The organism is Gracilimonas sediminicola, assembly GCF_024320785.1.
Taxonomy (GTDB): Bacteria; Bacteroidota; Rhodothermia; order Balneolales; family Balneolaceae; genus Gracilimonas; species Gracilimonas sediminicola.
The window spans coordinates 381701-408025 of record NZ_JANDBC010000003.1; the positions used below are offsets into that span (position 1 = coordinate 381701).

Genomic DNA, 26325 nt, shown 5'->3' on the forward strand with positions numbered 1-26325 from the left:
CATGAAACTCAAAGACATTAACAGTAAGGTAGATCCCAAGTTTTTCAAGGAACACCAACGAAGTATATATAAAAGCCTTGAGGACAAGCACACTACTATTGAGGAGATTGACAGCGAAGACCCGCTGAATTCCAAAATGATTTTGAATATGGGTCCACAGCACCCGGCTACTCACGGGGTGTTGCGTCTTATCCTTCAACTTCGGGGTGAATTGATTGAAAAAACCAAGATTGACATTGGGTACCTGCACCGCGGTGTAGAAAAGATTGCTGAGAACAAGACGTACCAGGAATTCATGCCGTACACCGACCGCATGGATTACCTATCTCCTTACAGCAATAACGTAGCTTTATGTACCGCTGTTGAGAAGCTGGCTGACGTTGAAGTGCCCGAGCGTGCTCAATACATTCGCATGATTTGTTGTGAATTGGCTCGTATCTCCTCTCACCTTTTATGGTTAGGTACCATGGTGATGGATGCAGGTGCCATCTCATTTTTCATCTGGACCTTCCGTGAGCGTGAAAAAATTTATGATATTTTTGATGAAGTAGCCGGACATCGATTCACGGTTTCTCACTCCAGAATTGGCGGTGTGGCTAATGATCTTACCGATGACGCTATTGCTCGCATTAAAGAGTTTGTAGAGAAATTCCCCCAAGAACTTAAAGACTGGCACGGACTTTTAGACCGTAACCGAATTTTTATTGAAAGAAACCAGGATGTTGGGATCCTTCAAACCAAGAATGCTTTAGACCTTGGTGCTACAGGTCCGGTTCTCAGAGCTGCGGGTTATGCCGTAGATCAGCGTATTATCAATCCTTATCTGAAGTATGATGAGGTAGATTTTGAAGTGCCTACTCGCCTTGAAGGTGATAACCTTGCCCGATACTTTGTCCGAATGGAAGAGATGGGTGAAAGTATTAAGATTATCCAGCAATGCTTTGATAAGATGCCAAAAGGCCCGGTTAGAACCAATAACGCCAAGCAGGCATACCCTTCCAAAGATGAAGTTTATTATTCTATGGAGGGCATGATTCATGATTTCATGATGACGGACACCGGTATTTGTCCACCCGCAGGTAAAGAAGTTTACCATGCGGTAGAATCCCCTAAAGGAGAACTCGGCTACTTTATTCAAAGCGATGGAACCGGCCATCCATGGAGATTAAAAGTTAATGCCCCTTCCCTCAGAAACCTTCAGGTACTGGAGCATATTCTGGATGGCGAGATGGTGGCTGACACGGTTGTTATAATCGGAGGAATTGATCCTGTAATGGGAGAAGCAGATAAATAAATGGAAGAAACGTACGAATTTACAAAAGAAGACTTAGAGGAAATCGAAACCATAAAGGCGAAGTTTCCTACGGTGATGCCTGCTACCCTGCCTACACTCTGGGTAGCTCAACGTCGGTTTGGCCACGTTGAACCGCCGGTTCAGCGCCTGGTTGCAGAGACTCTTGACTTGCCTGAATCGCATGTTCACGGAGTGGCAACTTTCTATACCCAATATTATAAAGAACGCAAAGGTAAATACGTGCTGGACGTTTGTACAACAACCAGTTGTCAGCTTTGCGGCGGATATGAAATGCTGCACTACCTGGAAGATAAACTGGGCATCAAAGCCGGTGAGACTACCGAAGACGGCATGTTCAGCATCCAATCGGTGGAGTGCCTGGGAGCCTGCGGTTATGCCCCTATGATGCAAATCACCAACGATGTATATGTAAATCATCTCACAGAAGAAAAGCTGGATAAAGTCATTGAAAGCCTGAAAGATGATAAAATGCCTGAATTTGAATCGGTAGGAATGCCTCTCCTCGAAAAAAGAAATATTTAAGTAATTATGGCCTCAGACTGGAAATCATTTGAACCCGTTCTTATTCCCGACATCCCAAATCTTGAAAAGATTGAGGTTTATGAGAAGAATGGCGGGTATGAATCTCTTAAGAATGTAGTTACAAGCAGCGACTGGACACCTGAAGGGGTCGTAAATGAAGTGAAAGCTGCCAATATTCGAGGCCGTGGCGGTGCCGGATTTAATGCCGGCTTGAAATGGTCGTTTATGCCCAAGCCTGATGGCGGTCCTCGTTACCTTGCCTGCAATGGTGATGAATCTGAGCCCGGGACTTTTAAAGACCGAAAGATTTTTGAATATAATCCACACCTCTTTATTGAGGGGGCGCTGATTGCCGCTTATGCTATGCAAATCACCACCATATATGTTTACGTGCGTGGCGAATATATTTCCTGGGTTAACATGATGGAGAAAGCTCTTCAGGATGCTCGGGACAAAGGATATATCGGAAAGAACTTATTTGGAACCGATTATAGTGTTGAATTTGAAATAACCTACGGTGCCGGAGCTTATATTTGCGGCGAAGAAACTTCTATGCTCGAATCGCTGGAAGGAAAGCGCGGATATCCTCGTGTTAAGCCTCCCTTCCCTGCTCAAAAAGGACTTTGGGGGCGACCAACTACTATTAACAACATTGAAACCCTGGCGAATGTACCGCTGGTAATTAAGAACGGTGCAGACTGGTTTAAAGGCATTGGTGCTGAAAATCATCCTGGCCCGGTTTTATACGGAATTTCAGGTCATGTAAATCGCCCCGGAGTGTATGAATTGCCGACAGGTGTTCCTGTAATGGATTTAATTAATGATGTAGCTCAGGGAATTCGAGGCGGAAAGAAACTAAAAGCTCTGATTCCGGGCGGTTCTTCAACTCCGGTTTTAAGAGCAGACCAACTGGAAAATACCTCCATGGATTCCGATTCCCTCCGTGAAGCCGGATCTATGATGGGAACAGCCGGCATGATTGTAATGGATGAAGACACAGACATGGTTGATGCTCTTTGGAGAATTTCCCATTTCTATCACCATGAGTCATGCGGACAATGTACTCCGTGCCGGGAAGGAACCGGTTGGGCTGAAAAGATTTTGTTGAAAATTAAGAACGGCGATGGTGAAATCAGAGATTTAGATCTATTACTGGATTTAACTACTCAGATGGAAGGACGAACTATTTGTGCCCTGGCTGATGCAGCTGCATGGCCCATTCGCCACACTATTAACCGCTTTAGAGATGAATTCGAAGCTCGCTGTAAGAAATCAGTTCACGCAGTAGCCTAAAAGTGATGATCTTTTGATTGAATCATCGATCATAAATCAAAAATTGTGAGATGCCAGAAATATTTATAGACGGACAACGATACGAATTTGAAGAAGGTACTGATAAAGGTCTGCTTCAGTTCATTTTAGATAACGGCAAAGAAGTTCCCTTCTTTTGCTACCACCCTTCTATGAGCGCTCCGGCTAACTGCCGGCAGTGTTACGTGAAAGTGGGTACCCCTGTGAAAAATCAGGAAACTGGCGAGTATGAACTGGATGAGAACGGGGACCGAGAAATCAGATGGTTTCCAAAGATGCAGACTTCCTGTACCATGCAAATGCAAGATGGTATGGTTGTTGAAACGCAGGAAACAAGCGAGGAAGTAGCCCGGGCTCAGAAAGATACTATGGAGCTGATCCTGGTGAATCACCCTCTTGACTGTCCTATTTGTGATCAAGCCGGTGAATGTCCGCTGCAAATTCAAACCTACAAATACGGTCCGGAAGGCAGCCGTTTTGAAGTTAAGAAAGTACATAAGCCTAAGCGTGTTGAGCTTGGCCCAAGAGTTACCCTCGATGCTGAACGATGCATTAACTGTACGCGATGTGTTCGGTTTACGGAAGAAATCAGTGAAACACATCAGCTTACCATTACTTCCCGCGGCGATAAGAATTACCCGATTACGGCGCCCGGACGTGAGTTTGACGATCCCTATTCAATGAATACCATTGATATTTGTCCGGTTGGAGCACTAACCTCTACCGATTTCCGGTTTAAGGCACGTGTTTGGGAAATGAACCAAACCCCAAGTATTGATGTAACCAATGGTAAGGGAACCAACATAGATATCTGGACGCGTGATAACCTCGTGCTCCGAATCACTCCAAGATTTAATGGAGAAGTTAACGACCACTGGATGGCTGATGAAGGCCGGGAAGTTTACCGAAGATTTAACGAGAACCGTATCTCCCGCCCTGCCCTTAAGCTGGATGGAGATAACCAGTCAAAAACTTCCTGGAACAACGCCATAGAAACCTTTGCTGAAACGCTGGAAGCCGGAAAGCCGGAAGATGTTTTAGTGATCGGAAGTGCTCATGCATCTGTAGAAGAGAATTACGCGCTGATGAAAGTGTTTAATCTTTGGGGCGTTAATAATTTTAAGTTTGCTCCTCACATTATTGAAGGTGCAGGTGATGATTTCTTGCTCACCGACGATCAGGCTCCCAACACAAGTGGTGTGAAGCTGATTGGTTATGAAGAAAGCAATGACCTGAAAGCTGACGTAAATGACGCTAAGATCGTTATTATGCTTTCGGATGAACTTATAGATCGCGACGTGCTTTCTGCTGAAGATCTGAAAGGTAAATTCAGCATACTGCTTTCAACCAATGAATGCGATACCAGTAAATCAGCTGATCTTGTGATTCCGGTTACTTGTATTGCTGAGCATGCAGCCAGCTACGTAAATGTGGATGGGCGAATTCAGCGCTCCTTCCCTGCCAAAGAAACCAAGTACACACACCGAAGCCTGGATCTGGAAATGTCACAAGGCCGACTGGATCGCTACGGAACCAATTTTGATAACTGGGTTACCGAAGACAATAAGGTTGATTGTGCTCCTGCCTGGGAAATCATGAACCGATTGGCCGATCGATTGGGATTAGATGTTGAATTTGGTGCATCTCGTGAAATTATGGATGAAATTGCATCTTCAAACCCATCCTTCGAAAACATTAGCTACGAGCGAATGGACAATGAAATGGGCGTGAACCTTAACCCTTCAAACAAAAAAGAGGCAACTGCATAAATGAGTACAGGTGGAATTGATATTTTAGGACTTTTTATCCCTACCTGGGTTGCCGTTCTTAGCTTAGGTATTTTTACCTGGCTTAATTCAGCAGCCCTTTTGGTGTATGCTGAGCGTCGTATTGCCGGGTTAATTCAGAATCGTGTGGGACCAAACCGTGTAGGACCTGCCGGTTTGCTACAGCCCGTTGCCGATGTTGTAAAGCTTCTGCTAAAAGAAGACGTTACACCTTCTCAAGGCTATAAAGTTATTCACCATATTGCCCCGGTTATTCCGGTTTTTACTGCTTTTATGACGGTATCAGTGATTCCTTTTGGGGAAAACCTTTATGTAACTGATATCAATGCTGGTGTTCTCTTTATTTTAGCTATTGCCTCTCTGGGTGTATATGGTGTTACTTTGGCCGGTTGGTCTTCTAACAGTAAGTACTCTCTTCTTGGTGGACTCAGAGCCGCAGCTCAGATGATCAGTTATGAACTCCCCATGGGTATGGCCTTGGCTTCGGTAGTTTTAGTGGCCGGGTCCCTGAGTATGGTTGAAATTGCTGCTTCACAGGAGTATCTGTGGAATGTGTTTATAAACCCGATTGGAGCCATCATCTTTATAATTGCTGCATTTGCAGAGGCTAACCGAACTCCATTTGATTTGGTTGAGGCTGAGCAGGAACTTGTGGGTGGTTTCCATACCGAATACAGTGGTATGCGTTTCGGAATGTTTTTCCTTGCCGAATACATGCACGTATTCATCGGTAGTGTTCTTATTACTACCTTTTTCTTTGGAAGTTACCACCTGCCATTTGCAGGATATTGGCTGCCCGAAATGAGCGCATTAGCGAAAGGCGTTCTGGATGTATCCGTATTCATGGCTAAAGTAGTATTCTGGTGCTTCGTATTCATTTGGGTACGCTGGACCATCCCGCGATTCAAGTACAATCAGGTTATGAAGCTTGGCTGGGCCCGACTACTTCCGCTAAGTATCCTCAATTTCATGCTGATTGCAGCCGGTATGTACGCATATACACACTGGTTCTAAGATTATTCAGCATATCTGATTTCCTTAAAGCCGGTTATGCCGGCTTTTTTTTATTGCCCATCCTTTATCGCATGAACTGCCTAATCTAAAGATGTGATATAATCCCAGCTCTCTGCTTTCTATCCTTACTCCGTGTTCCTGAAGGAACGTTAAACCCCAAAAATACGGAGCAGGTTATGAAAACAATTAAATTACTTTTCCTTGCGCTAATGCTAATTTCACTCTCATCTTGCACTATTTACGATAATGATGTGGAAGGCGAAGTAGACCTCGTTTATTCAAGCACTATCACAATTCGTGCCAACGATTTCGTTTCCCAGGACGAATATGTGTCTGTTGCTAATTATGGATGGGATAATCTTGATGCGGAAATGGTTGATTATGGCCTTGTATTAGGTTATATCCGGTTTGAAGGTACCACAGCATGGCATGCCCTCCCTTATTCCATTCCTTTTGAGAATGACCTCGTAAATCTCCGTTATTCATTCGATGTTGATAATATCAGCTTGGTATTGGAAGGCGAAGTAGCTGATAATAATCAGGCAAATGAAGCTCTTTTTGATGGCGATGTACTTCGGGTAATCGCAATCCCACCTTCAGAAATCATCCGAACCAAAGCTATTGATTATCGGAACTATGATCAGATTAAAGAGTTATACAATATTGAATGATTACTATAAGAGTAACATTTTGCACATCTTTTACTCTTACACAATGAATAATAAATACGAACTAACCAACTATTGGAGACACTAATGAATTTCTCAAAAGTTTGTACCATCCTACTTGGAATTATACTAGGCTTATCTTTTTCGGCTCAGGCACAATCCATTCCCGAAACAGGGTCGTTTGGAATACGCGCTAACTTAACCGGACAGAACTCCATAGAGATGCCTTATATGCTGAATGAATCTCTTTCTCTTGCCCCTTACCTCGGCTTCAGCACAACGCAGGATCAGTCAACTAATGTTTCGGTTGGTATCCGACCACGATACTATGCAAGTACCAGCAACGCATTGAGTACGTACTTTACTGGCACTTTAGGATTTACAAATACTTCTTTCAGTAATACAAATAACTCCGTAACCGACTTTAATCTTGGTGTAGGTTATGGTGCCGAGTACTTCTTTTCAAATCAGTTCAGCGTAAGCGCTGATGCTAACCTGAACAGCCGGTTTGGGGATAGCGCTACAAACCTTTCAACCGGAGCCAGAGTGTCAGCCACTTTTTATTTCTGATCCATCATAAATATGTATTATGTCACAAAGCCGCCTTGCAACAGGGCGGCTTTTTTAGTTTAATAGGGTTAGTTGGCAAAGAATAACCTTGGGCTTGAATAAGCAAGCTCGGGATTTTGGTTTGATAAGTAGTTATCATTAAGTATGATAGAAAAAGAAAAAAACGTTGAGATCTTTAGGGCACTGCCTGTTCCCACGGCCCTTATAAACATTGATGATCCGGCTTTTACCATTGTGGCTGTAAACGATGCCTTGAAAAAAGTTTCGAGCCGGCAAGAGAAAGATATCGTTGGAAAATCTTTTACTGATGCTTATCAAAATAGTTGTGAGAATCATAAGTTTTCCGGTTTCCAAATGGTCTTGTCATCATTTCGAAAAGCCCTTGAAACCGAACAAATACAGAAGATCCCAAAAATCCGGTACGATATTACCACTGATAAGGGTAAGCCTCAGCTTACATACTGGGAATTTACTGTAGCTCCATATTATGATAACGAAGATCGTTTAGCCTATTTGCTTTGTACAGCCTCAGACATTACCGACAATGTGTTGATTGAGGAACAGAAAGACATCATCCTCAACCACACCGAAGGAAGCTTCATTTTAACCAATGAGAATTTAGAAATACTGCTATGTAATGATCAATTTGCCCAAAATTATAAGGAAATTTTCGGTATAGAGGTTCAAAAAGGGGTTTCAATACTTGAGTATGCGCTACCTGAAAGAAGAAAAGAGATTGAAGTAATATATGACCGAGTCCTTAGTGGAGAAACCATTGAATTAGAACTCCCGGTACCAATTAAGGCCGGTGGTTACAGGTATTTCAATGTGATTTATAAACCGGCAAAACGTTCCAATGATGATATTTTTGGGGCATTTATAACACTACGAGAAATTACTTCTGAGAAAAAGGCCAAGCAGAGTTTAGAAGAAAAGGAAGCTCGATTTCGATCCCTTGTTGAACAAGGCGGTGACGTAGTAGTAATTCTTGACAGTGATGGAGATCCTAAATATGTAACCCCTTCCGTTGAGCCTGTTTTTGGCTACAAGCCGGAAGAAGCACAAGATATAAATGTAACCGATGTTACCCATCCTGAAGACTTTCATTTGGTGAAAAAAGCCATTCTGAAAGCAATGGAAAACCCCGGAAAAAGTGTGAAAGTCCCTCCTGTTCGGATGCGGCAAAGAGACGGAAGCTGGAGGTGGTACGAAACATCGATTACCGACCTGAGACATGAACCCTCAGTTGCCGGTATTGTCGATAATATCAGAGATGTCCATGAGCAGGTACTGACTGAAAAACTACTCGAACGATCCAAGGAGAAGTATGAATCGTTGGTAAGAAGTGTTGAAGGTGTTATTTGGGAAGCTAAAGCCGACACCTTTGAGTTTACCTATATCAGTCCGCAGTCGGAACATATATTTGGGTATACTGCTGAGGAATGGATCAACAACTCCAATTTTTGGGAAAAGAATATTCACCCCGAAGACCGAGAGAAATCCGTAGCATACTGCCAGAGCCAGACCAAAAAAGGATTCAATCACGACTTTGAATATCGATTCAAAAAAGCCTCGGGCGAGTATATCTGGGTTAGGGATGTGGTTACCGTAATCACGAAGAATGACGAGCCGGATTTACTGCGTGGGTTAATGATTGATATAAATGAGCAAAAAAGGCTCATCAATCTGATGGAAGAAACTTATCAGATTGCCAAAATTGGAAATTGGGAACTTGATTTACAGCAGGAAAAATTGTTCTGGTCACCGTTTATTAAAGAACTTCACGATGTGCCAGCAGACTATGAACCTGATCTGGAAACAGCGATTGAATTTTATGAGGAAGGTGAAAGTAGAAATGAAATTCAAAAAGCTGTAGATAATGCTATCGAACGCAATGAATCATTCGATGTTGAGCTGACCATAATTACAGCCAAGGGCAACAAAAAGTGGATCCGTGCTGTAGGAACTCCTGAACAAGCCAATGGCGAATGTATCCGGGTTTTTGGGAGTACCCAAGACATTACCGATCGCAAAATAGCAGAGGATAAACTTAAGAAAGCAGAAGAGAAATACAGAAACGTTGTTGAGCACAGCACTAATATGTTCTATACCCATGGTGTTGATGGGGTTCTAAACTACGTGAGCCCTCAATCGGACTATTTTCTGGGGTATGAACCGGAAGAAGCCAAAAAGCGATGGACGGAATTCATCACCGATCATCCTATCAATCAAAAAGGAGTGGCAATAACACAAAAAGCTATTGACACGGGTGAAACACAACCGCCTTACGAACTTCAGTTAAGGACAGGCAAAGATGAGATTATTTGGGTTGAAGTAAACGAAGCTCCTTTGGTAGTTAATGGGGAAACGGTATCCATTGTTGGATCTCTTACAGATATAACTGAGCGTAAGAAGTATGAGGAAAAACTCCAGAATAGCCTGGAGCGATACCATTATGTTTCCAAAGCTACCCGCGATGCCATTTATGACTGGGATGCAGAGAAAGATACCATTCACTGGGGAGATGGCTTGTACTCCCTGTTTGGGTACAAACCTTCGGATATTGACGCCTCTGTTAACCGATGGATCGACCTGATTCACCCCGACGATGTAGAGGAAGTTCGGGAGGCCTTAAAGTTTACCCTTAAGGATGTATCCATGAATCATTGGGCTTATGAATATCGGCTGAAGAAAGCGAATGGAGACTATGCGCATGTAAGAGAAAACGGGTACATCAAAAGAAATGAAGACGGATGGGCCACCCGGATGATTGGGGCTATTCAGGACATTACCGAAGAAGTTTTTTCAAAAGAAGAAATTCAGGCCTCCCTCTCTGAAAAAGAAACATTGCTTTCAGAAATCCATCATCGTGTAAAAAATAATTTAGCCGTTGTTTCCGGGATGATTCAACTGCAGGCCTATGATACCGAAAACGCTGATTTACAAGCTAAGCTGTTTGACAGCGTGGTTCGCATTAAAACCATGGCCACGGTACATGAACTGCTGTACCAGTCTCAAAGCTTTTCCAAGCTTGAATTCTCTGATACCCTCCAAAAACTTGTGGAGAATATATCCGACACCCTGCGCTCCAATACCTATATCGAAACAACCATAGACTGTGAACCTATTAAATTGAATATAAATCAGGCTATCCCCGCTTCATTGATAGTAAATGAAGTGATCACTAATATTTACAAACACGCTTTTAAAGGACGTGAAAAAGGGAATGTGGCGTTTAAGCTGGACAAAAAGAACGAGCATATAAATATTCAGATAAAAGATGACGGTGTAGGATTTCCCGAGGGTTTTGACTTAGATGTAAACACCTCTTTGGGCTTTCATCTGATACGGGTCTTAAGCGAGCAAATCAATGCCACTTACAAGTACGAGAATGGAACTTCCGGAACTCTTTTTGAATTATCATTCCGAAAACAAAGCAATAAAGGCATAGGAAACAGGCATCTTAAATAAATGTAATTTTTTCCTAAAGTAAACTCGTGTACCTTCGATAAGTATTAAAACAGGTATAAGCAACATCGCTCTTTGTTAAATAACATATTACTATTCCAATTACTATTCCAAGCTTTTTAAGAGTTAGTACTTCATGGTTTCAACCTCATACAGTCATCAAATACTGGATAACATCCCCAATAGTGTTTTTGTTATCAATGTACATGCCAACGGATTATTCAGCATCAAGGATGTAAACAAAGCTCAACTGGCCTTCATCAATAAAGAGAGAGATGAAATTGTGGGTAAATACACCCACGAAATATTTCCAGCCGAGGTCGCTAATCACCTTAAGAACGTGTACCAAAGGTGCGTGAATGAAGGTAAAAGAATCTCATACGAAGAGAAGATAAACTTGCCGGATAAGGGAGAACGTTATTATTTGACCACTCTGACTCCGCTGAATGATGACGATGGTAGTATAGCAAGTCTTGTAGGTACATCCATAGACATTACCGAACAAAAGCTCACGGAACAGTCGTTACGGAAAAGTGAGGAACAATATCGCGGCTTTGTACAGAACAGTACAGAGGGCATTTATTTGTTCGAGTTTGAAAAACCCATCGATACTTCACTCCCTCCTCTTGAACAAGTATCTATGTTTTTTAAACATGGATACCTGGCTGCCTGTAACGAGGCCATGGCAGAAATGTACGGCTATAATGACAGCAGTGAAATTGTTGGGAAGAGACTGGAATTCTTCTTTGGCAGTGAAAAAAGTGAGCACAGTATTGAGTATTTCAAAAATATTATAGACTCAAATTACAACATTAAGGATGCACTGAGTATTGAGTTAGATAAGGACGGAAATACAAAATACTTCTTTAACAATATTTCCGGCATCGTTGAAAATGGAGCACTGACCCGGGTTTGGGCTACCCAAAAAGATGTGACAACAGAAAAGGCGGCTGAAAGAAAGCTGCAAGAATCGTTGGCGGAGAAGAATACGTTGCTCTCCGAAATTCATCACAGGGTGAAGAATAATCTGGCTGTTGTTTCCGGTATGATGCAACTACAGGCTTATGAAGCTGATAATGACAGCCTGAAAGAGAAATTGTACGACAGTGTAGTTCGGATAAAAACCATGGCAACGGTTCACGAATTGTTGTACCAGTCACAAAGTTTTTCAAAGCTGGAGTTTTCGGATACACTGACCAGACTGGTGGAGAACATTTCAGAGACCCTGCAAACAACAACAAATGTAGAGGTGGATATCGATTGCGAACTCATCCACCTCAACATCAATCAGGCTATTCCCGCCTCTCTCATTGTAAATGAGGTATTGACGAATACTTACAAACACGCATTCCCTGACAAAGAGGAAGGTAATATTAGTTTTACTCTATCGGAAAGGGATAAACTTATCCGGATTGAAATAACGGACAATGGCATTGGCTTCCCTACCGATAAGAATTTAGAACAGGGCACTTTGGGCGTACACTTAATCGATGTACTCAGCCAGCAAATTGAAGCCAGCTACGAATACGAAAACAATAAAGAAGGAAACGGAACCTCCTTCTCCATGTCATTTAAACGAACTGACTCATCAGAAATAGCTGATCACCAGCTTTCGTAGTTTTTTCTTTACTTCATTTGAGGGAGAGAACCGAGATTCAGTAATTCGGCCATTCTTTTACCCACGTAAGTATTGTCTCTCCATCCCATAAACTCGGTAGCCTGCGGGCCATATGCCATCAGTGGAACAGGTATTCCGGTGTGATAACCGGTGGTCCAGTAAATCTCTAAAGAATCTCCTTCAGCACGCTGCCGCTGTAATGTCATTCCGCCGGTTTCGTGGTCGGCTGTTAATACAACCAGCGTTTCACCGTCTTGGCGTGCAAAATCCAGAGCTGTTTTTACGGCCGCATCAAAATCTTCCACTTCATTGAGTACATAATCGGTGTTGTTTCCATGGCCGCCCCAATCAATCTGACTCCCTTCAATCATCAGAAAAAATCCATCTTCATTGCGGCTCAGAATATCCAGCGCCTTTGTAGTCATAGCAGAGGTTGAAGGCTCTGTTTCCGCTCTTTCCAGGCCATCATTTGCAAATAAACCCAAAAGCATTTCAGCTTCACTGTTATCAAGCTCCTCCTTATTGCGAAGTAACTGATACCCAGCTTCCTCGGCTTGTGTGATCAGATCCAAAGAGTCACTGCGATATTGTGAGGAAAAGAACTCGAACCCTCCGCCCAGCATTACTTCAGCTCCGGAATTCAGCAACTGAACCGCTATTTCTTCTTCCATACTTCGGCTTTCTACATGAGAGGCAAAACTGGCCGGCGTAGCATGGGTTATAGAGGAAGTGGCTATTAAACCGGTGCTCAAGCCCATTTCTTCCGCTAATTCTAAAATTGTCTTACAAGCTTCTTTATCCGGGTTTACGGCTATAGCTCCGTTATAAGTTTTCAGTCCGCAAGAATAGGCCGTTGCCCCTGAAGCGGAATCCGTAATTAAATTATCCGAAGAGTGTGTTTTTACAAATCCCGTTACCGGCATCGTTTGCATATGCAACAACCCGTCCGGACCGACCAAAGCATATTGACCGGATGTGATTTGTGCCAATCCGGTACCGTCTCCGATTAAGAAGATGATGTTCTTAACCGTCTTCCCTTCTACCAGCGGTAAGAGTTCCGGTATTTCTGAATCTGAGGTCGCAACCGGCATAATTTCGGTATTCTCAGAATTATCTGGGTTCTGGCAGGAAGTTGAAATGATTAACAGTACGGATAGAAATAAAAACTTCTTCATAGCTAATTTTTTTTCTGAAAGTAACGGTTCTGCTTGGGCTTTGAATTAAGAGAATGTAAAAGTATGGCTATCCTTTTATGAAAAGAACGCCTTGATCAATCCCCACAAACCTTTTGCAGGTTTAAGTGAATTCTGATTCCTTTTGGTAGCCTTGGTAATGCGTTCGGCAGGAATAACCGGTTCCTGAGAGCTCTTGTTATTATCGGATCGTTTGGGTTTGTCCGACGATTGTTTCTTTGCTTTCGGTTTCGAATCTTTGGCAGTACTTCCTTTCAAGACAACGTCAACAGAATCCAGGTTTTGAACTTTTTTGTTGGCTTCAGCTATCTCTTTTTGAGTCAACTTCTTGGTCTTGGTCTTTTTCTTTTCCGGTTTCGGTTTATCCGATTTTTCTTTTTTACTCTCTGATTCAGACTTCTTCTTCGATTCGGATGGCCGTCTCTTTTTCTCTGATGTACTTTTTGATGATTTTTTATCTTGGGAAGCAGGTTTACCTGAAGATGGAAGATCTAAAATCTCCAACTGATCCCCTACTTTATCCTGAATGGCTTTAAAAGCACGTTTGTCCTTTTTGTTTACAAATGTGACGGCAACTCCGGTCTTATCATAACGACCGGTTCGGCCAATACGGTGCACATAATCATCCACGGCGCGAGGTACATCGTAATTAATAATAAGAGAAACATCCGCAATATCAATACCACGGGCCAATACATCCGTAGCTACGATAACGGGAACCTGTCCGCTTTTAAATTCATGCAGGGCTTTATTTCTTTCATCCTGATCGCGATCGCCGTGAATACTGCCGGCCTTGATCCCCTTCTTAACCAGCAGGCGTTCCAGCTCGTCCGTTCCTCTTTTGGTAGCACAGAAGATAATGCAAGAATCCCACTTCAGATCATCAAGCACACTCTGAACCAAACTTAGCTTCTGTTTTTGATCCACAAAATAAGCCTGCTGTTCAATACTGCCTGATGGCTTTTCAATAGCGATTTCCACTTTCTCAGGATCATTCATAAACTGATTGGCCAAATCCTTGATCTCATTTGGCATCGTGGCGGAGAACAACATTGTTTGTCGTTCTTTAGGAAGCTTTTTGATGATTTTTGTGACATCCGGTAAAAAGCCCATATCGAGCATACGATCGGCTTCATCCAACACCAAAAACTTAATGTGACTGAAGTCAATGTCCAGCACCTTGGTCTGATCAATCAGCCTTCCCGGTGTGGCAACAATAATATCAACACCAGAGCGAATGGCTTTAGCTTGCTGAGAAAAGTCTTCACCCCCAATTATATTTGCAGAGGAAATACCGGTGTGGTACCCCAGTGCAAAAATTTGTTCGTCTATTTGCTGCGCCAGTTCCCGGGTTGGGGATAAGATCAGCGCCTGAGTATGTTCGGATGGATTTTCTAAAATCTGTTGTAGTACAGGAATAACAAATGCTCCTGTTTTACCTGTACCCGTTTGTGCGGCTCCAATAATATCCTTTTTCTGAAGGATGATGGGTATGGTCTGTTCTTGTATGGGAGTCGGGTCTGTGTAGCCAATGTCTCTCAAGCCGGCTTTAAGCTCGTCTTTGAAGTCAAAATCGTTAAATGTCAATGGTCTCGTCTGTATTGAAATTTCTTATGATGCCACAATATACACAGATGACGGATTATTTATTCCACTTTGCTATGATTTGCCCTATTTTATAATGATTAACGAAATTGAACTTTATAATTCTAATCATCAAAACTTAACTATGAGATTTAATAAACTATTCTTCAGTTCTCTATTGAGCGCAATGCTATTAGTTTCAGCATGCAATCAACAAAAAATGGGATCAAGCTCTTCCGAAGCTGACCTCAGCACCAAACTTGACAGTGTCAGTTATGCACTTGGTTACCAAAATGGAATGTTTTTGAGCCGTGAAGGCATCGATGAACTGGAAATGAATAACTACAACGCCGGAATTAATGCCGGACTATCATCAGAAGACGGACTGCTTACGCAGGAACAAATTCGTTCGGTTACCAGTAGCTACCTGCAGGAATTAACCGAAATGAGAGGCCAGGAAAACCTGGAAGCCGGTCAGGCGTTTCTTGAAGAGAACATCAACAAAGAAGGCATTCAGGAAACCGAATCCGGCCTTCAATATAAAGTGATTGAAGAAGGTGATGGAGCGTCTCCTTCCGCGGAAAACACCGTTCGCGTGCACTATGAAGGAAAATTACTGGACGGAGAAGTATTTGACAGTTCGTACGACAGAGGTCAGCCTGCTGAATTTCCTCTTAACCGTGTAATTCCGGGCTGGACAGAAGGTGTACAGCTTATGAAAGAAGGCGCCACTTACGAGTTCTATATTCCGGCCGAGCTTGCTTATGGCAGCAGAGCTCCACAGGGCAGCCCCATTGGTCCCAACGAAACGCTGGTATTTAAAGTAGAACTGCTGGAAGTAAAAGAAGCAGCAAGTTCTAATTAACAGAATATCTATTCCAAAAAGAAAACCCCGACACAACTTAATGTGCCGGGGTTTTTTATTTCTAATCGTTGTTGCGTTTAAGACGCAAGGTTGATGAGAATCATAATTTGGCTAACAGCTTCAATTTCTGATTCACTGCTGCCTGACAGGTTACTTTCTACTGTTCCCTGAATGCTTGTAAAGAATGATTCGTACACATCAAATACAGCACTTGCTTTCAGAATTCCTGAAATAGAGCTACTGAAATTTGATTTGGCACCATTATCTGAATTAATCTCGTTGTCGATATTCAGAATAACAGTTGCTTCAAATGCCGTATCACTTTCCATGGTGTTTCTTACTTCGTCATGGTATGCTTCAAATGCAGCTTCTACTTCGCTGGCTACGCCGGCACTTGCTTCAATGTCGGATCGCAGTTCTACGCCTGCATCTATAATTGCCTGCTTGGAACTTTCAGACATTTCCGTTGCTTCAGCTTCTGCCTGCACGGCTAAGTCAACAGCAGTTGCAGCTATTAAGGAAGCTTGAGCTCTTACATCATTCTTGATTTCAGAAGAAACGGCTGTCATACTATTAACAGTAACACGGCTCCACATTTCAAGAGCTTTGGCTGTTGCAGATGCATCCAGTCCGGCATTTACGTATGCGTTAACGGTTGATTCTATAAATACGTCGTACGCTTCGGATCGTGCTTCAGCACTTGAAGAAGCAGCAAGTTCAGATTCTAACTGAAACTGAGCTTCCGCTAACAGTTCGTAGGTTTCTTCAAGGGCTTCTTCGGAATTGTCCTGCATCATTTCGCTATAGAACTCTACTCTTGCTTCCGCAGAATTTTTAAGAGCGGCTGCAATTTGAGCAGAAGAAGTAAGTCCGGATTCTACCTCTGATGCCACGTTATTGGTCACCACAGCTTCGATATCAGACTTCTGAACGATATCAGCATTACCGGAAGCAACTACTTCGGCAAATACCGAAGACTCTGCCGTAGATTCTGTGTTGATGGGTTTCAGCGTAACTGAACTTCCATTTTCAACTTCACTGGAAAGAAATCCCCTCCATTCATTACCCTCTTTCTTCGCAACAATAACAATGTTTTCAGCTGCTTCCACGTCTACTTCAAGCATAAAATTGCCTGACGCATTCGTTTCTGTTTCGGTACCTTCCATGGTTTCGAAAGAACCTTCAGAAGTAACTCTGGCAGCAGTTACAACGGCTCCTTCTACAGAAGAAGCTGTAACTTTTTGCTTGGAAGATTCGGGTTGTACCGAACCTTCTATGGTAGCACTTCCATTATTGGATGAGTTTGTTGAACAACCCATAGCTACCAACGCCGTTATTAAAATTACAATTGATAGTTTTATATGATTTGTTGTAAACATTTCGATTTTTCTTGGATTAATGTTCACAACCTTAAACAAGTATTAAAAAGCTTTGTTCCAAGCGGCATTTCACGATATCTCTACTAAAACTGCTTATGGAAATGTTAAAAATTCTCTAATACGAATTAGGAATCTCTAAGGGCATTTAAATAAATCTATTCGCATATTGGGGAAAGAAATAAGGGGAAACGGCTATCAACCGCTCCCCCCTGATACGTTGGCTTTTTGGGGTACAAAATATAGAAGGCTACTATGCTTAATTGCATTGTAGCTTTTTTTGAATGGATTTGTTCCGAGATTTAATGAAGTTCGTCTTCAGCTACTCCCACAACTTCTGTTTTACACCGCTTTTTCTTGAAACAGTTCGTTCAATTATTCTCCTTAAAATTTCTTCCTTAACAATGATAAGAGTGCTCAGCCTTGCTCTTGTTACAGCTGTATAAAGAATCTCTTTCGAAAGCACTGTATTTACTTGATTTGGCAATATGATGGCTACTTCATCAAATTCAGAGCCCTGGCTTTTGTGGATAGTAAGCGCAAATGCGGGTTCATAGTCTTTTAAACGGGCGGCTGAGACCCTGACCGGACGATCTCCTTCAAACTCAATGACCTCCCCTTTTTTCTGATATATACCAATTTCGCCATTCCTTACTTTTAATAATGAGTCATTACGGGTAGCCATTACAATCCGGCCATCATACCATTCGCGGTTATCTATCCTGCTTTCATTTCTTCGTATTCTCCGCTCTGCTCGTTCATTCATGTACTCAACACCGAATGGCCCTCTCCTGAGGGCACAGAGAATCTTTTTCTTATGTGAAGCGACCAGTCTCTGCTCTTCCGGAAGCTGGCTGTAATCCTTATAGTGATCCTGCACATAGGTTTTAAAAACTGCTTCTATTGCTTTACTGTCCGGTTCAACCCAGGACAAACCTTCCAATTTGTGATCTTTAAGTATATCAATTGCCTTATCAGCATCAGATGCATTCACAGCTTCAGCAAATTTTTGGATACCGCTGTTTTCTCCAAAACGATAGCTTTTTGTCAGAAATAAGATACAGTCGTTGATTGGTAAGGTTGAGTCCCCAACGGGAATATCAATCCCCTGTAGTTCTCTTAAAGAACTTGCCACACCTTCAGAAAAAGTATTCTCACCTCCGCATATATCACCAAGAATGGAACCGGCTTCCACCGAGGCCAGCTGATCCTTATCTCCCAGTACAATCAGTTTGGTATTTGGCCCAATAGCTCTGATCAGCCTTACCCACATGTTGATATCAAGCATGGAAGCCTCATCTACCACTACAAGATCATATGGAAGGTGATTCTCTTCATTGAATTTGAATGTACTTCCTCTGAAATCAGACCCGAGAAGTTTGTGGACGGTCAGGGCCGACTCCGGAATTTCAATTCCTGATAAAACTTCGGGGTTCAAATTCTTCTTTCCACTTTCTATCGATTCAGAAAGCCGCCGGGCTGCCTTTCCAGTTGGTGCTGCCAGCGCTATTCGAAAATCTTGTTGTGCATGCGCCTGAGCCTGGGCTGCAATAATGTTCAAAACCGTGAAGGTTTTTCCTGTTCCGGGTCCTCCGGAAATTACGAGCAGGTCTTTCAAAAAACTGAGCTGCACGGCTACATGCTGCCAGTTTACTTCAAATAAGTCGTTAGCCGGAGGCAGAACAGATTGGATTGCCTTCTTATGCTTCTCCTTCAACTCCAACCGGGGGGCAGCTTTCTGCTTCAGCCAGGCACACAACTCCTCCTCATATTTCCAATAGCGATGCAGATAAAGTCGAGAGCCTTCCAGAACCAGCGGTTGTAGTTCATTTCCCGAACTCACTAGGCTGCTTTCTTTCAGAGCCTTATTCCAATCTTTTTTCAAGGAATCGGTTAACTTAATCTCAGATTTAACGTCCTCGAATAAATACTCATCCTTCCAGTCTTCGAAATCAAGGCAAACATGGCCTTTTTGTTGGGCAAAAATACAGGCGGCAGCTGCTAATAATACTTCCTGTTTTACGTCCGGCTCTATTTGCTTCAAAAAACGCACAAATTCCAGTTCAAGTAAAGAGATCAAGTCTTCAGTCAACAGCTTTTCCAGGTAAGGCAGGACGTCCATCATTGATTCCCTCCCTGCTCAAAATAGTGATTCAATTGGCTGATCAACTCAAAATCCGGTTTGTCGAAAAACACTCCGCTACCGGGCTTGTCCTTATCCAAACCTCGCAAAAAAAGATAGAGAACTCCACCAAAATGTTGTTCATAATCATAGTCAGCGACTCTTTTTCTAAGAAACCGATGAAGTGCCAGGGAATAAATATGATACTGTAAATCGTAGCCTGAATCTTTGATTGCCTGAGAAAGATTTTCAGACGAATAGTCAGCCGGAGTGTCTCCAAGATGGTTGGACTTATAATCAAGGATATAATAGCTATCTCCATACCTGAAAATCAGATCGATAAACCCTTTTATGAATCCCGAAGCATGATCGAGATCTGCCGACCCGGGTTTCTCTCCCCTGATCATCTCCCAAATTTCACCTACCTGCAGGTTTTGGACAGGAAAATAGAACTCCATCTCTTTTAGCACATTGGTATCCTTGAGGGTTGAAAGACAGACCGGCGGGTTGCCCAGTTCCATGGCCAGGGCATCCTCTACCCATTTCTGAACGGGGGTTTTCCATATCTCCTCAAACCCATAGTAATTCAAATTATCAATGATTACCTGTTCAAGGTTCTTGGGAGAATTGAACGATATATCCTCGAAAATTTTGTGCAGAAAAGTACCCGCATTCGCCCCTCTCGGGAACCCAAATTTATCGTGGGTAAGCGGGGCTTTGTTTTCGAATTGGTAGAATAACTCATCGTAATCATGAGCTGAGTCTGTATGGCTCTTTCCCTCCGTCAGGGATGAATAACTCAACATTCTCGGGTATTGATACATATCCTTTCTTCGGAATTGGGCCGACTTAAGAGTTGAAGCAGCCTCCGATTCCTGATCTCCTTTGGCGGGCTTACCATCTGCCGGATCACGTACTTCAATATGACCGCACTTGTTAAGAATGGACAATAAAGAATCAAAACTACCTGAATCTGATTCATTCTTGCCGTGCAGTATTGATGATAATGGGGATTGATCAATCTTCTTATAATTGGGAATAAACACAAAGCTCGAAGCTATCGATCGTGTTAAGGCCACGTATGAAAGCCTGACCTCCTCCGCCATTTGCTGCTCAATCGTAAGTAATTCATACTTCTCCCGCTCCGAATGAGAAATCCCCTGACTGATATCAATGTAATTCATCCCATCGCTGTGAAACTTCAATATATCAGTCGATTTTACATCGGCCCCGGAATCCCACAAAAAAGGACACAGTACGATTGGGTACTGAAGTCCTTTGGAAGAGTGTATGGTTGAAATCTGGATGAGGTCTTCATCACTTTCCAGCCGCAACTGTTCATCGTCAGAGTCGGCGCTGCCTTCCTGCTGCTTTTGGTGAAACCATTTCAACAGAGCTTTTCCCTGCACCCGCTGTTCTCTTTGAGCCTGGCCTAACAACTCGGACAGATGCATGAGGTTTGTAATTCTCCTCTCTGCGTCCTTAAATACCGATAGTCGCCCTAACACACCAAACTCCTGCAACAATCGCTCTAATGCCGCTTCAATGCCCTGCTTATCCCATATTTCTTTCAGTTGAACAAACTGTTGAATGATTTTTGCCCATTTCTGCTCATCTTGAAGTAAAGGGTAAATATCCCCGGCGGTATAGCCCAACAACTCGGTCGATAATGCAGCCCGAATTCCCTGCTCATTACTGATTTTTTGGATGGACTTGAGCACAAGCAGTAATTCATCAGCTTCCCGGGTTTGAAATACACTGGTTCGGGATTTTAACACACTTTTCAGCCCTTTTTCCCGCAGCATTTGTTGAATTTTCTCGCCCTGAAATCCTTTCCTGATCAAAATGGCGATGTCTTTCTCTTCAACTTCACGGCCATTCAAGGTGTATTCGCCGGATAACAACTCCGTTACTTCGTTGCACACAGCTGTATAAATATCCTCCTCAAGTGCACCTTTAGAGGTGTATTCATCTTCATCCAAGGTTATAGCCTGAAGTGGAGTTACTGCCTCTCCGGATTTACTTTTTAAATAAGGGCTGTCTTCTTTTTGAGAAGGAAAATGGGCTGGATTAAAGGAAAACCCATCTATCAAAAAAGGAGAAGCTGATTGCCCGAATAATTCGTTAACCCCTTCAATCATTCTGCTGTTAGACCGGTGATTCTCACTCAGAGTATAGGATTGAGCATCATCTGAATCTTTCTTGGCCTCCAGGTAGGTGAATATATCCGCCCCCCTGAACCCATAGATGGCCTGCTTGGGATCGCCAATCATAAATAAAGCAGCATCCCCTCTTTTGTAGTAAATCTGCTTGAAAATACTGTACTGTATAGGATCCGTATCCTGAAATTCATCCACCAATGCCAGAGGATATTTTACACTTAACCGTTCTGCTAATTTACCGGAGGAGTCAGCACTCAATCCTTGTTCAGATAATTCAAGTAAGTCGCTGTAGGTTAGCAGGTTGCTATTCTCTTTTTGTTTTTCAAAATCGTTTCTTATCTGATCTATTGACTCCTGTATAAATGCAATCTTCAGCATCTTTAACCGGTCCGCTATTTCCATATACTCGTCTATGGCCCTGGATATCTTTAGCACCGGAATGTCGGGAGCAGACTTTTTCCCTGAACGGCTTAACTTGGTCCCAAACTTTTCAAGCCTGTCCGAATACCAAATTTTTGCGCTGTCATTATTAAGCCATTCCCGGAGAATAAGCCAGTCACTTTCCTCTGTGCTTTTTCGGTAAATACCGCGGTTTAAATCATCTCCCCTGTAAATCTCCTCAAGAGTTTCCCCTTCGTCTTCCCAGAGTACTTGTACCTCTTTAAATTTATCCCTTAGTCGGTCAACTAAACTATATAATCTTTCTAAGTTATAATTAGCCGGTATAACCTCTGAATTTGGCTGATTCATAATTTCATCCACCACCGACTTCAGCTCATCCGGGCCGAACCCCTCATCTGTAAGGTAATCAAGCAGCAGAAAGTCATTAGAATAGGTTTCAGCCCCCCTTATAAATGACCTCCAGTAATCGTCCACGCAATCCTGGAGCACTTCTGATTGATCCGTTAGCAGTTCAAAGTTGGGTGATACTCCGAACTGAAGGCTGTATTCAGTTAGTAAGCGGCTACAAAAGCCATGAATGGTGAATACCGCTGCTTCATCAAACCTATCTATTGCTGATTTTAGCTTAGCTTCCGCATCATCATAGCCCTGGCTAATAAGATTTTCCAAAAACCCGTCATTACCGGCTTCATTACTTTTAATTGCCTGTAGCGATTCCTTAAGGCGACTTCTCAGCCTGAACTTCAATTCTGCGGTAGCAGCCTCTGTATAAGTCATTACCAGGATTTGAGAAGGCTCAAGTCCTTTCTCCAGTATAGCCCGCACGTACAATGAGGCAATGTTATAGGTCTTACCCGTTCCAGCACTGGCCTCCACCAGGCTTATGCCTTTCAGAGGTGCTTCAAAAACAGCTAATGGCTTGCTCATTCCTCCTCCTCGCGTTGGGCTTGCAAGAATGGCTCCCAGAACTTTAGGGCGTTTTCTTTAAAAACTTCCGACTCAATAGGATCATATCCCCGCCAAAGCAACGAATTGTAATAGTCAGCTTCCTCAGCATATGATTTATGGGGATTAACCTCCCATTTTGCCCGGGCTTTTTTAACAGCCTCTTCCGTATCTTTCCCATCTAAGATAGCTTTTGCATAAGCTTTTGAGGATTGCGGAAAGAAAGCAGCTTTATGTAGAATCGGAATTTTGGCAGATAAGAGCTTCACATACTCAGAAAGCGGGTTCGATTGTATATCAGATGACCGGATTTCAAGTATTTCTATATCGGCTCCATCCTTTGATAAGTACAGGCTTCTATTCAGGTTGTAACCACTTTGAAGCAGCACGAGATGCTTCAGCCAGTGTTCCACCTCATGTTCGGCCCTGCGCTGCCCCACCCGGTAGGAAACCAATAAATCGCCATACAATCCATGAATAGGGCCATATAATTGAATTCCGGCTATCTCAATAGAGATTTCTTCTGTGCGTTCATCCGCCTCTGTATAGGATTTCAGATGCTTCAACAAATCTGCAACGCTTTCCTTTTCACGGTTAAAGACTTTTTCTCCTTCCAAAGCCTCAGGAATCATGGCTGCAGCACTGGCGTACTTCCTAACCATGCCAACCGTCTCGTTCTTTTGCAGCATTTCAAAGAGTAAATGATCAAGCTTGTAGCGTTCTAAGCTGTTTAACTTGAAAGACTCACGGTCTGATATTTCTTTGAATTCATTATAAGATGAAAGACTTAATTGATTCTGCAATATATATTTAGAGGGACTATTGAAAAAAGATATTAAGTCGGAAAGGTGTGCTTGTTCCGGAGGTTCTTTTTCTATTGAAGTAAGTTTTTGATCGATAAAAACCGGTTGACCTTCCCGCTTCCCCATTTGCATTCGTTCTGAAAGCTGTCGATTTAAATCCGAGTATGAATTCGGATTGTCTCCGACAAAGTATTGTTTGTTGAATGGGTGCAAACTATGCCTGATAATGCCTTCTTTCTGAGACTCAAAGAATACATCCAGCAGCTGCTGCACCAAAATAGACGGAAGCCGGGTGGACTCAGAGTGTTGGTCTTGCCCCCGATAACTAATATGAAGATGTTCCCGGGCAGCCTGAATGGTTTCCAGAAATAAATAGGTGTCATCCTCTTTCAGAATACGATCTCCGGGCTTGGGATCAGCATAAATAAGGTCAAATTCGGGACGAATGGCTTTTCTCGGAAATACACTTTCATTCATCCCCAATAAAGCTATAAAGCGGAAAGGTACGGAGCGGTATGGAATGTAAGAGCTGACGGTAACTCCCTGCCCAAATCGTCCCGAGGACGAGTCATGATTAGATATTTGACCAACCAGCCAATCTTTCATTAAGGTAAATGGAACTTCTTGGCTAAAGGTAGTAAATGATGCCTGTTCTTTCAGTTTATCAAGCATCTTCCGCAAGGTACCAGCCTGAAAGTTTTGGGTGTTTTCATCCCCGATAAAATCATCAATAAGCCGACGGGTAAATACAATCCATTCAACCGGGGTTTTCTGATTGGCTATTTCTTCTGCGGCTGATCTCAATAAATGTATAAAGTGAGCAAGCCGGGCCGAAAGCATTGCATCATCCGATGAGGAAATACGACCATATGGCACCATTTCCTGATATACATTCAAAGTTTCCGGCTCCATACTAAAGCCTGATAATAGCTGATTTACGCCCTTCTTCCAGCTATATCGGTTATTAAAGTCATTCCCAACGCCTTGGTAAATACGATTCTCCAACACCCATTCTTCTATTAGTTCTAAATCTGCATCTGAAAAAGAAAATTTATCTTTAACGGGTTCATGATTTAGCAGCTGGAGTAAGGCACTGGCTTTGAATGTAGACGACAAAAGCTCCAGCAGTTCACTAAGCGTGTGTTCTGAAGAATGATAACTCCGGCCCGATAATTTCGAAACAGGAACTGCAGGCTCGCCTTCATCATTGGTAAAAACCGTCTCTAACATACCGGAATAAGCCTCCACATCGGGAATCATGACTAATACATCGCTAAATCTGCATTGAGGGTTATTATCCATATACCGAAGCACCTCATCTTTCAGCACCTGTACTTCGCGACGAATGTTATGGCAGGAATGTACTTTGAACGCCGGGAAGGATACCTCCTCATCTGTTTTCGGGGCAACAGTCTCTGCGGGAACTTCATTTTTGTCCAATATTTCCTTTAGCAGCTGTAGCTGTTCGTGAGTGGATCTCCCCCAATCATCCAGTAAAAGTTTCAGGTCCTCATTTGAATGATCATCAGCCTTTTCCGAAGAGAAAAAATGAACGTCGTGCTTTTTCCCAATGCGGCTTATGATCTCTATAAACGGCTTTGACAAGTGGGATAAACCAAATACGTACACATTCCCGGGTATTCCGTTCCAAAGCTCATGGCCGGCATCATCCAGCCATTCTACCAGCTCTGAATAGGCTTGAGATCTGCTCGGTAAATGCTCAATATTTTCGGTTGAGGTCCACTGTTTATTTAAAGCATTCCAAATAGATAGCTGCCAGCGCTCATTCGGATCTTTCGTAGCCAATTGCCGTTGTAGCCAGCTTTCCATCATTTCCGGTCGATACACCTGATACTGATCAAATATATCGGCCAGCTGTCCGCACAGTTGAAATCTCTTTTTTGAAGTGTCAGAGCCAGAATCGTAAAAGGGTATTTGATCCAAAAGGTTTTTATTGGATGAAAGCAGTTCAAAGAGAGTCCAATGCATTGAATTTAAGTCGGCAGGTAAAACCTGGGGAATTTCGTCCTTTTGTAGCCGGTAAAGCATCCACAAAAATTCGGAAGGAAAAATGAACCGAAAGTTCCCCGCTATACCCTGCTCTTCCGCTATTTTAAGCGACAGCCACTCCTTAATTTCATTGTTTTGAACAATAACCCAGGGCTTAGAGAAAGGGTTTTGGTTATCCGGTTTTATGATCCCGGAAAAATGACGTGCAAGCGTTTGTAGTGATTGTGAATGATAAGTTTTGAACATAGTGCCTTGTATCTGGGGCACATAATAAGAAAACCCCCGGGGATATAAAGCCGAAATTATCTATTGATGAGATCTCTTATTGAACTTTTCAGAATGGCATTAACTACGGCTGAGTATGAAGTTTCTTTCTTATCCGCTATCATCTTTACGCTTTCTACAACGGGCTCTTCAAGGTAATAACTGGCTGTAATTTTGTTCACCTTGGGTCCAGAAGATCTTTCTTCTTTAGATGCTTCCTGATTGTTCTCACCCTGAGAATCAGAAGGAGTAATAAAGTCAAAAGAAGCATGTCTCCGCGTGCTATATGCCAGCGGATTATGCCCAAGGCTCTTTTTCTTACTCAT

At 42.8% G+C, this 26325-nt stretch carries 17 protein-coding genes; 10 read left to right on the forward strand and 7 right to left on the reverse strand.

What is annotated here, in order from left to right; genetic code table 11:
* The first annotated feature begins 1 nt into the window (after position 1).
* The 9 genes from nuoD to NM125_RS14735 all read left to right on the forward strand — a co-directional run bounded on the left by nuoD (position 2) and on the right by NM125_RS14735 (position 12273).
* Positions 2-1294, forward strand: a complete 1293-nt coding sequence (gene nuoD / locus NM125_RS14695; RefSeq protein ID WP_255135731.1) for an NADH dehydrogenase (quinone) subunit D — start codon at positions 2-4, stop codon at positions 1292-1294.
* A complete protein-coding gene (locus NM125_RS14700) occupies positions 1295-1837 on the forward strand; it encodes an NADH-quinone oxidoreductase subunit NuoE family protein (protein WP_255135732.1) in 543 nt (180 codons plus the stop codon). It abuts the gene before it with no gap.
* Between the two features lie 6 nt (positions 1838-1843).
* The gene (nuoF, locus tag NM125_RS14705; protein WP_255135733.1) at positions 1844-3130 is read left to right on the forward strand and encodes an NADH-quinone oxidoreductase subunit NuoF; all 1287 of its coding nucleotides are present in this window, start codon (positions 1844-1846) and stop codon (positions 3128-3130) included.
* Between the two features lie 50 nt (positions 3131-3180).
* Positions 3181-4917, forward strand: a complete 1737-nt coding sequence (locus NM125_RS14710) for an NADH-quinone oxidoreductase subunit G (protein WP_255135734.1) — start codon at positions 3181-3183, stop codon at positions 4915-4917.
* On the forward strand, positions 4918-5949 hold the full coding sequence (nuoH, locus tag NM125_RS14715) for an NADH-quinone oxidoreductase subunit NuoH (protein ID WP_255135735.1): 1032 nt from the start codon (positions 4918-4920) through the stop codon (positions 5947-5949).
* Positions 5950-6125: 176 nt separating this feature from the next.
* Positions 6126-6620 carry a hypothetical protein gene (locus NM125_RS14720; protein WP_255135736.1) on the forward strand — a complete coding sequence of 165 codons (495 nt, stop codon included), beginning with the start codon at positions 6126-6128 and terminating at the stop codon, positions 6618-6620.
* A gap of 84 nt (positions 6621-6704) precedes the next feature.
* On the forward strand, positions 6705-7187 hold the full coding sequence (locus tag NM125_RS14725) for an outer membrane beta-barrel protein (RefSeq protein WP_255135737.1): 483 nt from the start codon (positions 6705-6707) through the stop codon (positions 7185-7187).
* A gap of 144 nt (positions 7188-7331) precedes the next feature.
* The gene (locus NM125_RS14730) at positions 7332-10658 is read left to right on the forward strand and encodes a PAS domain S-box protein (RefSeq protein WP_255135738.1); all 3327 of its coding nucleotides are present in this window, start codon (positions 7332-7334) and stop codon (positions 10656-10658) included.
* A gap of 133 nt (positions 10659-10791) precedes the next feature.
* On the forward strand, positions 10792-12273 hold the full coding sequence (locus NM125_RS14735; RefSeq protein ID WP_255135739.1) for a PAS domain-containing sensor histidine kinase: 1482 nt from the start codon (positions 10792-10794) through the stop codon (positions 12271-12273).
* 8 nt (positions 12274-12281) lie between these two features.
* Here NM125_RS14735 and NM125_RS14740 read toward each other — a convergent pair whose 3' ends face one another.
* Both NM125_RS14740 and NM125_RS14745 read right to left on the reverse strand, forming a co-directional pair.
* Positions 12282-13448: an alkaline phosphatase gene (locus NM125_RS14740; RefSeq protein WP_255135740.1), complete on the reverse strand. Its 1167-nt coding sequence runs from the start codon at positions 13446-13448 to the stop codon at positions 12282-12284.
* A 75-nt stretch (positions 13449-13523) separates the two neighbouring features.
* Positions 13524-15053, reverse strand: coding sequence for a DEAD/DEAH box helicase (locus NM125_RS14745; RefSeq protein ID WP_255135741.1), 1530 nt, complete (start codon positions 15051-15053; stop codon positions 13524-13526).
* Positions 15054-15270: 217 nt separating this feature from the next.
* Here NM125_RS14745 and NM125_RS14750 point away from each other — a divergent pair, with 217 nt between their 5' ends.
* Positions 15271-15915: an FKBP-type peptidyl-prolyl cis-trans isomerase gene (locus NM125_RS14750; protein WP_255135742.1), complete on the forward strand. Its 645-nt coding sequence runs from the start codon at positions 15271-15273 to the stop codon at positions 15913-15915.
* A 77-nt stretch (positions 15916-15992) separates the two neighbouring features.
* Here the strand turns inward: NM125_RS14750 and NM125_RS14755 are convergent, their stop codons facing one another.
* The 5 genes from NM125_RS14755 to NM125_RS14775 all read right to left on the reverse strand — a co-directional run bounded on the left by NM125_RS14755 (position 15993) and on the right by NM125_RS14775 (position 26325).
* Positions 15993-17294 carry a hypothetical protein gene (locus NM125_RS14755; RefSeq protein WP_255135743.1) on the reverse strand — a complete coding sequence of 434 codons (1302 nt, stop codon included), beginning with the start codon at positions 17292-17294 and terminating at the stop codon, positions 15993-15995.
* Positions 17295-17613: 319 nt separating this feature from the next.
* Positions 17614-19416: an exodeoxyribonuclease V subunit alpha gene (gene recD / locus NM125_RS14760; RefSeq protein ID WP_255135744.1), complete on the reverse strand. Its 1803-nt coding sequence runs from the start codon at positions 19414-19416 to the stop codon at positions 17614-17616.
* The gene (recB, locus tag NM125_RS14765) at positions 19413-22904 is read right to left on the reverse strand and encodes an exodeoxyribonuclease V subunit beta (RefSeq protein ID WP_255135745.1); all 3492 of its coding nucleotides are present in this window, start codon (positions 22902-22904) and stop codon (positions 19413-19415) included. Before recB ends, recD begins: the two co-directional genes overlap by 4 nt.
* Complete coding sequence (locus tag NM125_RS14770) at positions 22901-25981, reverse strand: exodeoxyribonuclease V subunit gamma (protein ID WP_255135746.1); 3081 nt, start codon at positions 25979-25981, stop codon at positions 22901-22903. The genes recB and NM125_RS14770 overlap by 4 nt, the downstream gene beginning before the upstream one ends.
* A 56-nt stretch (positions 25982-26037) precedes the next feature.
* Complete coding sequence (locus NM125_RS14775) at positions 26038-26325, reverse strand: hypothetical protein (protein ID WP_255135747.1); 288 nt, start codon at positions 26323-26325, stop codon at positions 26038-26040.